A 14,106-nucleotide genomic window follows, 5' to 3' on the forward strand; every position below is an offset into this window, starting at 1 on the left:
CCCGTACTTCCTTCACCGCTGGCGGAACGCCGTTGACGCAACGGCCCGGCACGGCTGATCGCGTCGCAGGGGCAGGCCGCGGCCGCAACGGCCGACGCCCACAGGTGTGTTGAGGATGCCGATGGCGCAGGCGCCCGCCCGCTCACGAAGCGGAGTGGTCCATTGCGGCGGCCGGGACCGGCCGGCCGATCGTCGCAGGGAGGAAGGTGACGTGGGGTGCCCCGGTGCGCGGATGAATGACCACCTCTCCCGCCACCCCGTACACCTCGTGCAGTAGTTCCACGGTGAGTACCTCGGCGGGCGGTCCCGACACGATGACCTCGCCGTCGCACAGGACGTAGAGGCGGTCGCAGTAGTACGCGGCCAGATTGAGGTCGTGGAGCGCGACCAGGACGGTGGCGGGGAGTTGGCGCAGTATGCCGAGGACTTCGAGCTGGTGGCGTATGTCCAGGTGGTTGGTGGGTTCGTCGAGGACGAGCAGCGAGGGCTGCTGGGCGAGGGCACGGGCGATGAGTATGCGCTGGCGTTCGCCGCCGGACAGCCGGTCGAAGGGGCGGCCGGCCAGGAGGGTGGCGTCCACGGCTGCGAGGGCCGACTCGATCAGCCGGGCATCCTCGACGGTGTCGCCCGCGAGCAGGCCCTTGTGCGGGGTGCGGCCCATGGCGACGACCTCCCGTACCGTCAGGTCGAAGCCGGCGGCCGACTCCTGCACCACTGCGGCCAGGGTCCGTGCCAGCTTGCGTACGGGCAGGGACCAGGCGTCGGTACCGTCGATCCGCACCTGTCCGGCGTCGGGGCGCAGGACGCGGTAGACGGCGCGCAGGAGGCTGGACTTGCCGCTGCCGTTGGGGCCGACCAGGCCGACCACCTCGCCGGGGCGGGCCCGCAGTGAGACGTCCCGGACGAGGTGGCGTGCCCCGGCGGTCAGGGTGACGCCGTCGACGGTGAGTTCGGTCGCGCTCATGCCACTCCTGGGTCGGCGTTCCGGCGGGCGTCGCGGCGCATGAGCCAGAGGAAGAAGGGACCACCGCACAGCGCCGTGAGCACCCCGACGGGGATCTCCATGGGGGCGGCGACGGTGCGTGCGGCGATGTCGGCCCAGATCAGGAAGACCGCTCCGCCCAGTGCGGCCGTCGGCAGTACGCGGCGGTGGTCGCCGCCGACGAAGAGGCGCACGATGTGCGGCAGCATCAGGCCGACGAAGCCGATCGGTCCGGCCGCCGCGACCAGGACGCCGGTGACGAGGGACAGCATGATGAACATGCGGGTCCGGAACCGGGCCACGTCCAGTCCCATGGTCGTTGCCGCCTCTTCACCGGCGAGCAGCAGGTTCAGGTGCCGTGACTGCACCAGGAGGACGGCGATGCCGAGCAGCAGGGCCGCGCTGGGCAGCCACAACGTGCCCCAGTTGACACCGCCGAGGCCGCCGAGGGTCCAGGCGAGGACCGCGCGGGCCTCGTTGCCCCGGCCGGTGGTGAGCAGCAGCAGGTCCATCACCGCGGTGAGCACCGCCGCGGTCGCCACACCGGACAGCACGAGCCGCACCGAGGTGATGCGTCCGCCGGTGCGGGCGGTCGCGTACACCACCAGCAGCGAGCCCAGGGCACCGGCGAACGCGGCGGCCGACAGCGACACCGGCCCGAACACACTCACGCCGAAGACGATCACTGAGACCGCGCCGAGGGAGGCTCCGGAGGAGACGCCCAGCAGGTACGGCTCGGCGAGCGGGTTGCGGATCAGGGCCTGCATGGCGGTGCCCACCACCGCGAGTCCGGCCCCGGTCACGGCCCCGAGCAGCACGCGCGGTGCGCGCACGTCGAGGACGATCGTCTCCCGGGCCCGGGACCAGTCGGGATCCGTCCAGTCGGCGCCCAGGGCGTGCGTCACGATGCCCCACACCTGGCCGGGCGGCACGTGCACCGAGCCGATGGCCAGGCCGGCCGTGGCGGAGAGCACCAGCAGCAGCGCGAGGACGCCCAGCGTGAGCGCGAGGGCGGCGTCACCCGACCGGTTCATGCGGCGCCGGCGCCCCATCGCCGGCTCATCGCCGGCCTTCGCGGGTGCCTCCGTCACCGGAAGCTCTCGGGATGCAGGCCGCGGGCCAGGCCGTCGACCGCGTACGCCGACCGGATTCCGACCAGGGTCGCGGTCAGTGGCAGCACCACGAACCGTTTGTTCTTGACGGCGGGGACATCGGCGAGTGCGGGCTGCGAGAGCAGGAACTCCTTCTTCTGCCGGACGCTCCCGGAACCCGCGTAGTCGTAGATGGCGATGACCTCCGGCTTGCGGTCCACGACCTGCTCCCAGGAGACGTCGCCGAAGACGTCGTCGAGGTCCGCGAAGACGTTCCGGCCGCCGGCCAGCCGGATCAGCTCGCTGCCCAGGCCCTTGCCGCCCGCGGTGAAGGCCGTCTTGTCGCCGCTGTCGTACACGAAGACAGGCACTTCGGCGTCGTTCTCGACCGCCGTGGTGGCCTTGTCGATGCGTCCCTGGAGATCGGTCACCAGCTTGTCGGCGCGGCCCGGTATGCCGAAGATGCTGCCGACGGTGCGGATCTCGTCGTAGGTGTCGCTCATCGTCACCTGCTTCTTGCCGCAGTACTCGCGGTTGAGGTAGGTGTCGATGCCGGCGTCGGCGAACGCCTTGCGGGAACGGCCCTCGTTCTCGGCGAATGCGCTGCCGTAGCCGCCGTAGACGAAGTCCGGCTCCGCGTCGAGGACGGTCTCGAAGGAGGGCTCCTTCCTCGCCAGTTCGGGTATCGCCTCGAAGTCCTTCTTCAGTTCGGGCAGGACGGCCGAGTCGGGGAAGGCGGTGCCGACCATACGGTCCTTCAGGCCCAGGGCGAGCATCAGTTCCGCCGGGTGCTGATGGATGGTGACCGCGCGCGAGGGCGGTTTGACGTACGTCGTCCTCACGCCGCAGTTGTCGATGCTGACCGGGAAGCCCTCGGCCGGTGACGCGGTGGCCTTGGCGTCCCCGGTGGAGCCGTGGCCCGTGCCGCAGCCCGCGATCACCAGGGTGGTGGACAGGGTGACGGCTGCGGCGACGGCGCGCAGGGCACGACGGGGCCGGGCAGGGGGGAAGCAGGGGCGGCGAGGTATGCCGAAATACACGTAGAGCCTCCTGGGGAGTCCGCGCTCCTCAAAACGGGCCCGCGACAGGCCAGTGTCCTGACTCCCGGATCGACGCTCCCCCCGCCTTCCCGCGCCGGGCGCAGTGGCATGTCGAAAGGTTGTACTCCCCGGTCACAGTGGCGGGACCGTGCCGGATTCGCACCGGCTTCCTGTCTCCCGTCGCGGCGATGACCTGCCGATATTACGTTTCTTCGGGGCTGCCGCACAAAGGGCGCTCGTGTGAGTGATCGCACGTCGCCGGACCGATTCGGGTCCCCTGGGACCCCTTGCCCGCCTCGTGGCTCCTCGCTCACGCCCTCGGCATCCGGCTCGGACTCCTCGCCGCCCGGCCCCCACCGCCCGTCCTCGTGACAGCGGAGCCGCGGGCCGGGCAGCACGACGTGGACGGCTGTGCGCCGGCGAAGGCTCGGCGGACGGGCAGCGGCCGGTGGCCGAGGCGCCCCTGCCCCGCGCGGCGATGCCCGATGCGGCCATTGACCCTACGGTGGTGACATGGCGGTGATCAGCGGTTGGAGGCGGTGGACGCGGCCCCGGATCGGTGTGGTGGACGCACTGACCGTGGCTGCGCTGTTCGGGCTGGCGGTCGTGGCTTCCTCGGTCGTACCGCACCAGCACACGTTCTCCTTGCGGTGGCCCGCCGTGGTGCTGGCGGGTATCGGTTGCTCTGCGCTGGTATGGCGGCGGCATCACCCCTTCGGCGTACTGGCCGTCGCCATTGGCTGCGGGGTGGCCTTTCAGGTGCTCGGATTCCGCGAAAGCCCTCTGGTGATCAGCCCGGTCCTGGTGTCGGTCTACACCGTGGCCGCGCTGACCGACCGGCGTGCCGCCTGGACCGCGGCAACATTCTCGGCCGCCGTCCTGGTGGGCGCCGCCGTGGTGTGCGACCCGCGCGCATGGCTGGCCCCCGACAACGCGGCGATGCTGGCGTGGACGGCGCTGCCGGCTGCCGTCGGGGACGGAGTGCGTTCCCGACGCGCCTATGTGGCAGCCGTGGAGGAGCGGGCGGAACACGCGGAGCGCACGCGTGAGCAGGAGGCGCAGCAACGGGTGGCGGCCGAACGGGTGCGGATCGCGCGCGAGCTGCACGACATCGTCGCGCACCACATCGCCCTGATCAACGCTCAGGCGGGCGTGGCCGTGCATCTGGTGGAACGGCGGCCGGAGCAGATCGTGGCCGCCTTGGAGGACATCCGGGACACCAGCCGGTCCGCACTGGACGAGCTACGGGTGACCGTAGGGCTGCTGCGGCAGTCCGGCGATCCCGTGGCGCCGCGTGATCCGATGCCGGGCCTCGCGCGCGTACCGGCGCTCCTGGCGTCGTTCGAGCGCGCCGGTCTGGCCGTGAGCCATACCCGGCGGGGCATCGCCGAACCGCTGGCGCCGACGGTCGACCTGGCTGCGTACCGCATCGTCCAGGAGGCCCTGACGAACGTGCACAAGCACGCCGGTGCCGACCATGCCCGGTTGTTCCTGCACTACCGCCCCGAGCGGCTGACGATCACCGTCGAGGACGACGGACGAACCGGAGGGGACCACGCCCGTCCGGGGACGGGGCACGGACTGATCGGGATGCGCGAGCGCGCTGCCACGGTCGGGGGCTGGCTGCACGCGGGAGTGCGCCCGGAGGGCGGCTTCACCGTGACGGCCGAGCTTCCGCTGCGTCCCGGCCTGGTGATGGGAAAACCACCGAGGAGAGACGGGCATGACGGTTCGCGTACTGCTTGCCGATGACCAGGCCCTGCTGCGGGGCACCTTCAAGATGCTTTTCGACTCCACCGATGACATGGAGACGGTGGGGGAGGCGTCCAACGGGGAGGAAGCGCTGGAACTGGCGCGTACGGAGCGCCCCGATGTGGTCCTGATGGACATCCGCATGCCGGACATGGACGGCCTCGACGCCACCCGCCTCATCAGCGAGTCCGAGGACCTCACCGGGGTGAAGGTGCTCATCCTGACCACCTTCGAGGACGACGAGCACGTGGCCGAGGCCCTGCGCGCCGGTGCGAGCGGCTTTCTCGGCAAGGGGGCCCGGCCCGAGGAGCTTCTCGACGCCGTCCGCACGATCGCCGCCGGCGAGGCACTGCTGTCCCCGTCGGCGACGCGTGCGCTGATCAAGCGCTTCCTCGCGCAGCCGGACCCGTGCCCGGCGGGCGTGCACGAGCGGTTGGAGTGTCTGACGCGGCGGGAACGCGATGTCGTGGGGCTGGCGGCACTGGGGCTGTCGAACGACGAGATCGCGGAACGCCTCTTCGTCAGCCCGCTGACCGCCAAGACCCACGTCAACCGGGCCATGACCAAGCTGGCGGCTCGTGACCGGGCCCAGCTCGTAGTCATCGCCTATCAGTGCGGCCTGGTCAGTCCGGCAACGGAATCCGGGGACTCACAGGCGCCCCTGTAGTCGTCGGCGCGGTATGCGCGTGTCGTCGCGGTCGTAGCCGGTCGTGGCGGATACCGCAGCCGTGGTAGCCGGGAATCGCTGCGGGGGGACGACGCGCCGGGGGCCGTTCCTGGGCGAAGGTGGGAAGGCGAACGGAGGTTTCGCCATGATCGAAGCCCACTGCCCGATTGAGCGGTACAACGCCGAATCGACATCGATGACCGCGGTCCGCGCCGCAGCTTTCTCCGGCGGCCCGACGGTTCTGTTCGTGGCCGTCCCCGATCCGGCGGCGGCACCTCGGGCAGGCCGGTCACTCTCGCTGCGTGCGCAGCCGCCCGCCCCGGGCAGCGCCGCCCGGTCTCTCACCGTCGCGACGCCTGTTCCCGGAGGGAAGCGGCAGTCGCGGGCGGACGTCCCCGCCGATTCAGGGGTCACCCCCGGCGCGGAGCGCCGCTCCTCCGGATCCCGGGCGTCGCGCCTCGCGAAGGCACAGCGGCACACCGGCGCCCAACGGCGGCTACCGCGGGGCTGAAGGCGGCCCCGACGCCGAGGCACCCGCTCGGCGACCCGGCGTCGCCCACTCCGGGGCACTCACGCCCGAACCCCTGGCCCCGACGACCGCGTGACCGGCATCCCAGCTCAGGAAGGACACCCTCCCATGCTCACTGCAACCGAGAAGTACCGCACGATCGGTGAACGACCGGCCGAAGACCACGGCCTCAAGGCCCCCGCGGCCGACGAGGCGAGCACGGTGGGAACCCACCTGGAGACCTGCCCCACGTGCCGGGACGAGCACGACTGCGGTGCAGCCCTGCCCGTACACCTGTTCCTTCTCCGCGACGCCCTGGCCGCCAGTGCCGGCCGGCACCGGGGGACTCCCGAACACCGCCACGCGGCACCCTGCCGGCGCGGTCCGGCCCGTGCGGACGGGGCCACGCAGCTCACCCTGTCCCAGTGGGTCAGCAGGACCGCCAGGATCGGGGACGGGAGCTGACGTGAAAGCAACAGCGATCCCGGTCGTGCGGCCCGGCACCCGGTTTCCGGGCCGCACGACCGGACGCCGGCCGGTCACGAGGAGGGCCGGCCACGGAGATCCCTCTCGTGGCCGGCGGCGATGGCCGGCCTCCGGCCATGGGCGAGCCCGGCCCGCCCGAGCGGAGTACGCCGGTCGACCCGGCCACGCCGAGGCCGGCCGGTACCACCCCGGCCGCGAAGGCCCGGCATGCGGGCCGCGCGGCCGGTCGCGGCCGGCCTGCACGCGATCGGCCGCGCGATCGGCGAATGCCCCGGGCCGGCATGGCCGCCACGGCGTCCGGAGCCGGACGCGGCGGGGTGGCCGCCACCTGACCGGCGGACCCTCCACGCGTCTTGCGAACGTTTCGCCGCGGCCCGTTCCCGAGGGCGGGAGCGGGACGGCAACGGCGTGGCCCCGGGGCTCGGGTCACTTCTCCCAGCCGACCGTCTCCGGAAGCGGGCTGTAGAAGATGGTCGCGCCGACGTTGGCGAGGCCCTTCTTCACACCGAGGGGCCGCTGTAGAGCGGCAGGAAGGCGTACTGCTGGAGCGCCTTCTGCTCGACCTTGTTGACCGCTGCGGCCTGCTCGTCGAGGTCGGCGATCTCGCCGAGTACCTGGCGAGTCGGCCCGTCGGCTGAGGCGGGCAGGTACCGGACCGGTCGGCGTCACCGACTCCGGCCCGGACGAGCCGGAGTCGTGACCGGTCCGAGTCGGGGTTGCGCGCCGCACCCGGTCCGACGCTGTGCCCGGCCGGCAGGCTCTGGGGCCTGCCGACCAGGCGGGAGTCCGGTCCATGCCTTCTGGACGGGGCATGGGATGGAGCAGCAACTACCCAGGGCGCGCGACGACTTGCCCGGGGTTGAGGGAGTGGTCTTCCAGCAGAAGCCCGCCCACGTCGAGATGGTTCGCCACGGACCCGATGACGTACGCGCCGTCGCTCTCGCCCGGTGCCCGAATGGTGCACCGCAGCCCGTCGCCCGTTGCCGCGGTGGTCCGGTGGTGGAGGGTGGAGGCCGATGGCGTACTCCTCCATGCGACCGCTCCGGCGTATCGCGGCGGGACATGGAGAACGGCCGTCCGGGCACGGGCGGCCGTCCGGGCACGGCCGCCGGGCCGGATCAGGAAGCCCCCGGCGCGTCGTCCCAGGCCATCGAGCTCATCTTCCAGCCGGCGGGCGTCCGGACGAACTGAACGGTCTTGCGGCCGGAGCCCTCGAACCACTCGCCGTTGAGGAACCCGGACTTGCGGTACTCGCTGAACCGGTGCGCGACCGAGCCGAAGATTTCGGTACGCTCGGTGACCTCCCATTCGGAGAACTCCGTCAGCGTCCCATCGGTGAGGATCTTCTGCCGGGGCTCGATGAACGCGTCGAGGTCGTAGATCACCGGCTCGGCCCCGACGTTCTGGATGATCGTTCCCTGGGGGATGAACACCTCACGGACCACGTCGACGTTCGGCCGGGTGCCGCCGGTGTTGGTGAACGCGCCGAGGAAGGCGTGCATCAGCTCGTCGAGCTCGGCCTTGACGCCGGACGCGGGCACTCCCCACTCCTCGGCGAGGACCGACCAGACCTCGATGTCGTGCCGGATGCCCCGGTACGGAGAGTGCCGGCGCAGCACACCGTCGCGGTTCATGCCGAGCCGGCGCGCGGCCTCGATGCTGCGGGTGTTGCCCGCCGCGACCCACCACTCGACCCGGCTCATCGCGCGTTCCTCGAAGGCCCAGTCGATCAGCGCCCGGCATGCCCGGTTCACCAGTCCGCGGCCGGCCCCGTCGGCCTCCAGCCAGCAGCCGATCTCGCACACCCCGGAAGCGGCGTCGAACTTCGTGAACATGACGCCACCGACCAGCGTGCCGTCCAGCCGGATCCCGTAGATCCGGGCGGTGTCCTCGGCCTGCCTGTCGGCGTACCGCTGGAGGACAGCCGTGGCGGAGGCGAGGTCGGTGCTGAGCGTCGCCCAGGGTATCCACGGGTCTACATGGGGCCGGGCACGGTCGATGTGGGCGAGGAACTCCTCCGCATGCCAGGGCTCCAGGGGGCGGAGCTGTGCATTGTCGCCGAGTGGCAGGGCAAACACGGACACCTTCCAAGGTCGGATACGTAACGAGCGTTCGGTATGTAAGGTAGCAGCATGCCCCCTGCACCTGGAGACCATGAAGCCCGCCGTGAGGATGTGTCCCAGGCGGTGTGGCAGGTACTCGCCGACAAGGGGTTCGGCGGGCTGACGCTACGCGCCGTCGCCTCCGCCATGGACGTCTCGACCGGCATGCTCATGCACTACTTCCCGACCAAACGAGCCTTGGTCGCCCATGCCCTGGACCTGCTGGAGAAAAGCTCCGCGGAACGCCCCCGGCGTGAACGCCCCACCGAGGGTCTCGCCGCCCTGGGAGCCATGCTGCTGGACATCCTGCCGCTGACCGCGGACGACATCGACCGTAACCGCATCTGGGTCAGCTCCTGGGACCTGGCCCTCGCCGACGATGCTCTCGGCACGGACCAGGCCGACCGCTACACACGGATGCGCTCGGCGATCCGACCGCACCTCGAAGCCGCTCGCGACCTGGGCGAGCTGCCCGCAACCGCCGACCCGGAGCAGCTCGCCGCCTCCGCCGTCGCGTTCACCCACGGACTCGTCGTCCAGGCTCTCTTCGACCCCGGCCGGTTCCCCGAGGAGGTACAGATCGCCATGCTCGACGACTTCCTCGCCTCGCTCGCGAAGCCCCGGCCCGGCGTCGGCGTCGGCAGGCCGGTCCCCGGCGAGTAAGCCGGATCAGGGGCGCCAGGTCTGAGCCGGGCCTGCCTGGGCCTGCTTGGGTCCGCGGGTGAAGCGGCAACGTCCCGTACATGCAGGTCGGTTGAGAACCGGCGCGCAGGGGTGCGGATCGGCTCGCGGACGCCACCGACGCCGCCTCGATCGCCCTCGCACTCGCCGGTACTGTCCACCACCTCCTGATGACCAGCCGGCCCGGCGCACCGGACCCCCGAGACCAGGCCGAGCGACTCATTGCCCTGCTGGTCGGCGAAGTCCCCGGTGGTATCGCGGCCCGCAACGGGCGGCCGTGGCCGCTGTGCGGAACCGGCTCAGGTCCTGTTCGCACGATCTGGGGTCACACGGCATATCGTTGAAGAATGAGCAAGATCGAGCATGAGACCGGTCCCCAGGGGACGCTTGTGTGCCCGGTCTGCAAGCACCCCCTGGACACCACCATCATGAGGCGGCACAAGACTCTCGGAGTCTTCGTGCCCGTGCGGGGCCCGGCTCCCTGCCGCAACCCCGACTGCCCCGAATACCTGGAAGAGCCGGAGCGCAGGAGTCCCCAGGACCACTGACTCGGGACGGGACACCGGGCCGGCCGGCCATGCCTGCCGACCAGCAGGCTGTCTCACGGTGATGCGCGCCGTACGCGGGGCCGAAGGGCAGCGGCAGACGTCACCCTCAGCTGCCCCGGCGCCGAAGCCCTGGTGGGCGCGGCGTCGTCCTCGCCGATGCGGATGTCCGGCCGGCCCCCCGACCTGCGTTCAGCGGGCTCGACCGTCTGCTGTCTGCTGTCTGGCGTCTGGCGTCTGGCGTCTGGCGTCTGGCGTCCGCCGTTCGGCGTCTGGCGTCCGCCGTTCGGCGTCCGGCGTCCGGCGTCCGGCGTCCGCCGTTCGGCGATGAGGCCGGAGCTGCGGCCCCATCGCCGGCGGACGCATGTCAGCACACGGCAGTCCTGCTGTACAGGCCCAGAATTCCGTCGTACCTGTAGTGCTTGTATCCATCCTTCGCGATGGTGTAGCAGGGGCCGTCGGGGGCGTAGTCCACGATGACCTGAACGCGCATGGTCTTGCCGCAGTAGTTGTAGAGGCCCACGGAGAAGCCGTCCTGATCGTTGTTCACATAGCGCTCGATGCACGCGGGCGCGGTACCGCCGGCAGCGGAGGCGGGGGCCGCGGCGACGGTGAAGGCGGCGCTGAGCGCGGCGGTGGTGGCAGCGGTGGCCGCCAGCTTCCTGAGGAGGCGCATGTCCAGACTCTCCCTTGATCGGGGTCTACGATCCCGGAGATCGCAAACAGCCGGGCGGGCCCCGGCCGACGGGGCAAGAGTCTGGGCGGGGCGGCAAGGCCAGGGAACGGGTTGTGCTGTCCGGGACATGTCCCGGACCGTTCAGACGTGGGCACGCGCGTGCCGGGGGATCGAGAACGCGTACGGCACGTGGGGATCGCCCAGGGGCCGCCCCGAAAGGTTCACCAGGCCCCGCCCGGTCCGGCATGTGTGCTCACACTCGAAGGGCGGAGAGCTACGACGCCCCGCACGAACGGTTCTGTGCGCAGATCCCGTGGTTCAGCTGCACGCGGTTCAACGGTGAGACGCGCTTCCCGGACGTCGAGCCGTCGCAGGAAGTCGCCGCGGACATCGAGGACTTCCTCGAAACGAAGTGAGGGCGTGGTCGGCCTCCGGGACGGTCGACCACGGAGGCCGACAGCCGTTCGCACTCTCACGGTCCCGGGTCACGGTCCGGGACAGGGGCAGGGACCGAGACTTGGGTTGGGGTTGGGGTTGGGGTTGGGGTTGGGGCCGGGGCCGGAACGCCGGTACGTCGTCGGTCTCCATCAGCCGTCGTGCCGGGGGCACCGAGCCATCGACGGCTCGCACCCCACGGGGGACCGCTGCTGCGCGGCCCCTCGTTTGCCCGGTCGTCCGGAAGCGCGTCTGCTACGCGCCGCAGCCGCAGCTAGCCCGGCGCACGACCCTGACCGGCAACAGCCGTGCCACGGTCGCCCGCTTCCGGTCCCTGAGCCGTGCGATGAGCAGCTCCACGGCTTCCTTGCCGAGACGTGCCATGGGCTGCCGTACAGTTGTCAGAGCCGGTTGTGCCAGTCGGCTCAGAGCGATCCCGTCGAAGCCGGTCACGGCCATCTCTTCCGGTGTGCGGATGCCGCGCGACGCCAGGGCGCGCAAGGCGCCCACTGCCATTTGATCGTTTGCCAGGACCACTCCCTGAGGACGCTCGCCCCGTCCGTCCAGGAGCTCCATGACAGCCTGGTGCCCGGCAGCCTGGGTGAGGTCGCCCCGAAGGTGCGGTTGCTCGGGAAGCGGCAGGCCGGCTTCGCGGTGGGCGGCCAGGAATCCCCGGAATCGGGCTTCGCAGTCGGGGGAGTCCGACGGGCCACCGACGAAGGTGAGCCGACGCAGGCCGTGATCGACGATGAGATGCCGTGTCAGCTCCAACTGGCCTCTCAAATTCGCCACTTGGACCTGATCGTGAGCATCGTCCCGCCGTCCGGCGAGCATCACGACGGGTAATCGCCGTGACACCACCTCCAGTGTTTCGGACGGGACCGTCGTCGAGAGCACGGCCACCCCGTCCATCCGTCCCGCGGCCTCGGCCAGTTGCTCGCCGGCGTCACCCTCGCGTGAGTTGGTGAGCAACAGCGCATAGCCGTGACGCCCCGCCGCACGCTGCATGCCGCGGATGACTTCGTCGGAGTACAACATCAACTCGGTGTCGTCGGCGTGCGCCGCGCTCGCCGCCCCGGCGTCGTGGAAGTCGGGAAAACAGAGGCCGAGAACGCCGGTGGTGCGGTTGGCGAGCCCACGTGCGGTGCCGCTCGGTACATAGCCCAACTCATCTACCGCTGCCTGTACTCGGTCTCTGGTCTCGGGTCGCACCGCCCCCGGATTCCGGTGGAAGCGCGACACTGTCGCGATGGAGACGCCCGCCCGTGCGGCGACGTCGTACACCGTGGGGGTGCTCATGCTGATGCTCAGCCTCTCCTGCCGGTTGGTGGCGCGTGGTTGTGGGGATGCGCTGCCCGGTGTCACGGTGGTCGGGTACCGGGTATCTCTTGCAATGAAAGCGCATTCAGCCTAGGCGTGGGCCCCTGCGGCGGGCAAGGAGCCGGCTTCACACCCCTGGCCGGCGCGTCGACGGCAGGGTGCGGGTGCAGGTGCGGCAGTGGAAGGCCGTTGGCGAGTCGCACGCTGATTCAACGGGGCAAGCGCGTGACACGGCATCGTCGTGGGCACCGCCGCCTTCGGCGCCTGCGCGCACGACAAGGCGTCCCGACCTCGGTGGGGATGCTTCTACGACTTCGCGGGCTGCTGGTTCCAGGCCCTCCAGGACACGGTGGGCATCACCGATGCCCAGGGGACGGGGCACTCCGACTTCGATGGCGCCGGAGGAGTGGGCCGCCGCTTCTCCGCGGCCCTTCTGCTGTCCACCGGGCAGCGCGCCACTCTGGAGTGCTCCTTCGGCACGACCCGTACCGCCGAGCACGTCTGCTCGTTCCGTGAGGCCACCGTCCGGGTCCGGGGTGGCCTGCTCCCCGTCGCCGGAGCCGTTCCCCTCAACATCACGGTCGTCGCGCCCGACGGCAGCAGAACAGTCACCAGGACCCCCGCGGTGTCGTACTCCACACAGCAGTTCGCACGTATCCGTGCTCCGGTGCGGGGGGAGGGGGAATAGTAGGGCGCCGAGCTCGGCGCCTGCGAACCGCGCATCGCGCTCATGGACCAGATCCGTGCGACAGCACGGCAACGGACATCCGGTCTTGTCATGGAGGAGCGAAATTGAGCACGTCGTACGAGGAGACGGTCGCGGCGGCCGAGGCCGTCCTGAGGGAGGCCGGTGTACGGGGGAGGGAGACGGCCCTGTACACACCGCTGTCCGGCGGCACGTACAACACGGTCGTCCGCGTCGCTCTGGACCGGGGCCGCGACTGGGTGCTCAAGCTCCCGCCGCGTTCGGCGGCAGGTCTGGCCTACGAGCGCGCGCTGCTGACCGGCGAGGTCACCTTCTACGAGTCGGCCGCGACGGCCGCGGACGCCGGCGTCGTGCCCCGGGTCGTCCGCAGCGAGACCGACGTCGACGCCGGCACCGGCGCCTACCTGATCATGACGGCGTGCCCCGGGGCTCCTTGGCACGAGGCCGCCGATTCCCTGGCGGAGGGCGAACCGCTGCGACTGCGGGAGGAGTTGGGCCGACTGGTGGCGCGCCTGCACGCGGTCACCGGACCGGGATTCGGCTACCCCGCGCAGCCGCTGGGGCCCTTGGCGTCCACCTGGCGGGAGGCGTTCACCACGATGACCGGCGCCGTCCTGGACGACGCGGAGCGGTATGCGGCACGGCTGCCGCGTTCCACCGCCGCGATCCGGGAGACGCTCGCCGCCGCATCGGACGTACTGGACGATGTCATTCGGCCCGCGTTGGTCCACTTCGATCTGTGGCAGGGCAATCTGCTGCTCGCCGGGCCGCCCGGCGGCCGACGGCTCAGCGGTCTGATCGACGGCGAGCGGATGTTCTGGGGCGACCCGGTGGCCGACTTCGTCTCGCTGGCGCTCTTCGCCGACATGGAGGATGACAAGGCATTCCTGACCGGCTACGCGAGCGCCGGCGCAGAGGCCGTGTTCGACGACTCGGTGCGCCTGCGACTCGCGCTCTACCGGGCCTACCTCTACCTGATCATGCTGGTGGAGGTGGAGCCCCGGCAGGCTTCGGCCACCGACCGGGCGTGGGTGTGGACCCACGTGGGCCCCCAGCTCGAATCGGCCCTGGACGACGTGGAATCGGGACTGCGCGGCGGCTGCCCGTGATCGTGG

General features: G+C 71.1%; 14 protein-coding genes and 1 riboswitch. Of the genes, 8 read left to right on the forward strand and 6 right to left on the reverse strand.

The features are described 5' to 3' along the window. Positions 1–142 precede the first annotated feature (142 nt). From ACIOMQ_RS17515 to ACIOMQ_RS17525, 3 genes are read right to left on the reverse strand one after another with little or no spacing between them, the layout of a single operon-like run. The gene (locus ACIOMQ_RS17515) at positions 143–964 is read right to left on the reverse strand and encodes an ABC transporter ATP-binding protein (RefSeq protein WP_401987853.1); all 822 of its coding nucleotides are present in this window, start codon (positions 962–964) and stop codon (positions 143–145) included. Further along, on the reverse strand, positions 961–2,034 hold the full coding sequence (locus tag ACIOMQ_RS17520) for a FecCD family ABC transporter permease (RefSeq protein WP_401268917.1): 1,074 nt from the start codon (positions 2,032–2,034) through the stop codon (positions 961–963). The genes ACIOMQ_RS17515 and ACIOMQ_RS17520 overlap by 4 nt, the downstream gene beginning before the upstream one ends. Before the next feature lie 35 nt (positions 2,035–2,069). Beyond that, positions 2,070–3,113: an ABC transporter substrate-binding protein gene (locus ACIOMQ_RS17525; RefSeq protein WP_402189405.1), complete on the reverse strand. Its 1,044-nt coding sequence runs from the start codon at positions 3,111–3,113 to the stop codon at positions 2,070–2,072. A gap of 29 nt (positions 3,114–3,142) precedes the next feature. After that, a riboswitch (cobalamin riboswitch) is annotated at positions 3,143–3,325 on the reverse strand. 301 nt (positions 3,326–3,626) lie between these two features. Here ACIOMQ_RS17525 and ACIOMQ_RS17530 point away from each other — a divergent pair. From ACIOMQ_RS17530 to ACIOMQ_RS17540, 3 genes are all read left to right on the forward strand, one after another. Then, positions 3,627–4,865, forward strand: a complete 1,239-nt coding sequence (locus tag ACIOMQ_RS17530) for a sensor histidine kinase (RefSeq protein ID WP_362198196.1) — start codon at positions 3,627–3,629, stop codon at positions 4,863–4,865. Continuing rightward, positions 4,837–5,532, forward strand: coding sequence for a response regulator transcription factor (locus ACIOMQ_RS17535; protein WP_362198199.1), 696 nt, complete (start codon positions 4,837–4,839; stop codon positions 5,530–5,532). Before ACIOMQ_RS17530 ends, ACIOMQ_RS17535 begins: the two co-directional genes overlap by 29 nt. A gap of 637 nt (positions 5,533–6,169) precedes the next feature. Further along, positions 6,170–6,505: a zf-HC2 domain-containing protein gene (locus ACIOMQ_RS17540; protein WP_402189408.1), complete on the forward strand. Its 336-nt coding sequence runs from the start codon at positions 6,170–6,172 to the stop codon at positions 6,503–6,505. 1,139 nt (positions 6,506–7,644) lie between these two features. Here ACIOMQ_RS17540 and ACIOMQ_RS17545 read toward each other — a convergent pair. Further along, on the reverse strand, positions 7,645–8,604 hold the full coding sequence (locus ACIOMQ_RS17545) for a GNAT family N-acetyltransferase (protein ID WP_362198205.1): 960 nt from the start codon (positions 8,602–8,604) through the stop codon (positions 7,645–7,647). 54 nt (positions 8,605–8,658) lie between these two features. Here ACIOMQ_RS17545 and ACIOMQ_RS17550 point away from each other — a divergent pair, with 54 nt between their 5' ends. Both ACIOMQ_RS17550 and ACIOMQ_RS17555 read left to right on the forward strand, forming a co-directional pair. Continuing rightward, positions 8,659–9,291, forward strand: coding sequence for a TetR/AcrR family transcriptional regulator (locus ACIOMQ_RS17550; RefSeq protein WP_362198208.1), 633 nt, complete (start codon positions 8,659–8,661; stop codon positions 9,289–9,291). 365 nt (positions 9,292–9,656) lie between these two features. After that, positions 9,657–9,857 carry a hypothetical protein gene (locus ACIOMQ_RS17555; protein ID WP_362198211.1) on the forward strand — a complete coding sequence of 67 codons (201 nt, stop codon included), beginning with the start codon at positions 9,657–9,659 and terminating at the stop codon, positions 9,855–9,857. A 364-nt stretch (positions 9,858–10,221) separates the two neighbouring features. On the opposite strand, the gene ACIOMQ_RS17560 is transcribed toward ACIOMQ_RS17555, so the two are convergent. Then, positions 10,222–10,530, reverse strand: a complete 309-nt coding sequence (locus ACIOMQ_RS17560) for a beta-Ig-H3/fasciclin (RefSeq protein WP_362198214.1) — start codon at positions 10,528–10,530, stop codon at positions 10,222–10,224. A 245-nt stretch (positions 10,531–10,775) separates the two neighbouring features. Here ACIOMQ_RS17560 and ACIOMQ_RS17565 point away from each other — a divergent pair, with 245 nt between their 5' ends. Beyond that, positions 10,776–10,946 carry a hypothetical protein gene (locus tag ACIOMQ_RS17565; protein ID WP_362198217.1) on the forward strand — a complete coding sequence of 57 codons (171 nt, stop codon included), beginning with the start codon at positions 10,776–10,778 and terminating at the stop codon, positions 10,944–10,946. Between the two features lie 274 nt (positions 10,947–11,220). Here the strand turns inward: ACIOMQ_RS17565 and ACIOMQ_RS17570 are convergent, their stop codons facing one another. Further along, entirely contained in the window at positions 11,221–12,264 is a 1,044-nt protein-coding gene (locus ACIOMQ_RS17570) for a LacI family DNA-binding transcriptional regulator (RefSeq protein ID WP_401268820.1), read from the reverse strand. A 262-nt stretch (positions 12,265–12,526) separates the two neighbouring features. Here ACIOMQ_RS17570 and ACIOMQ_RS17575 point away from each other — a divergent pair, with 262 nt between their 5' ends. Beyond that, positions 12,527–12,973 (forward strand): hypothetical protein, encoded by a 447-nt coding sequence (locus ACIOMQ_RS17575; RefSeq protein WP_401268817.1) that lies wholly within the window; start codon positions 12,527–12,529, stop codon positions 12,971–12,973. Positions 12,974–13,077: 104 nt separating this feature from the next. Continuing rightward, positions 13,078–14,100, forward strand: a complete 1,023-nt coding sequence (locus ACIOMQ_RS17580; RefSeq protein ID WP_402189412.1) for a phosphotransferase family protein — start codon at positions 13,078–13,080, stop codon at positions 14,098–14,100. Positions 14,101–14,106: the final 6 nt, after the last annotated feature.

The sequence above is a fragment of the Streptomyces sp. NPDC087845 genome, assembly GCF_044742755.1.
Classification (GTDB): domain Bacteria; phylum Actinomycetota; class Actinomycetes; order Streptomycetales; family Streptomycetaceae; genus Streptomyces.

What these genes read in the sequence shown, in the direction of transcription:
- ACIOMQ_RS17540 (WP_402189408.1), top strand. Translation starts at nt 6,170, where the DNA reads ATGCTCACTGCAACCGAGAAGTACCGCACGATCGGTGAACGACCGGCC.
- ACIOMQ_RS17550 (WP_362198208.1), top strand. Translation starts at nt 8,659, where the DNA reads ATGCCCCCTGCACCTGGAGACCATGAAGCCCGCCGTGAGGATGTGTCC.
- ACIOMQ_RS17555 (WP_362198211.1), top strand. Translation starts at nt 9,657, where the DNA reads ATGAGCAAGATCGAGCATGAGACCGGTCCCCAGGGGACGCTTGTGTGC.
- ACIOMQ_RS17560 (WP_362198214.1), bottom strand. Translation starts at nt 10,530, where the DNA reads ATGCGCCTCCTCAGGAAGCTGGCGGCCACCGCTGCCACCACCGCCGCG.
- ACIOMQ_RS17515 (WP_401987853.1), bottom strand. Translation starts at nt 964, where the DNA reads ATGAGCGCGACCGAACTCACCGTCGACGGCGTCACCCTGACCGCCGGG.
- ACIOMQ_RS17530 (WP_362198196.1), top strand. Translation starts at nt 3,627, where the DNA reads ATGGCGGTGATCAGCGGTTGGAGGCGGTGGACGCGGCCCCGGATCGGT.
- ACIOMQ_RS17535 (WP_362198199.1), top strand. Translation starts at nt 4,837, where the DNA reads ATGACGGTTCGCGTACTGCTTGCCGATGACCAGGCCCTGCTGCGGGGC.
- ACIOMQ_RS17565 (WP_362198217.1), top strand. Translation starts at nt 10,776, where the DNA reads ATGTGTGCTCACACTCGAAGGGCGGAGAGCTACGACGCCCCGCACGAA.
- ACIOMQ_RS17570 (WP_401268820.1), bottom strand. Translation starts at nt 12,264, where the DNA reads ATGAGCACCCCCACGGTGTACGACGTCGCCGCACGGGCGGGCGTCTCC.
- ACIOMQ_RS17520 (WP_401268917.1), bottom strand. Translation starts at nt 2,034, where the DNA reads ATGGGGCGCCGGCGCCGCATGAACCGGTCGGGTGACGCCGCCCTCGCG.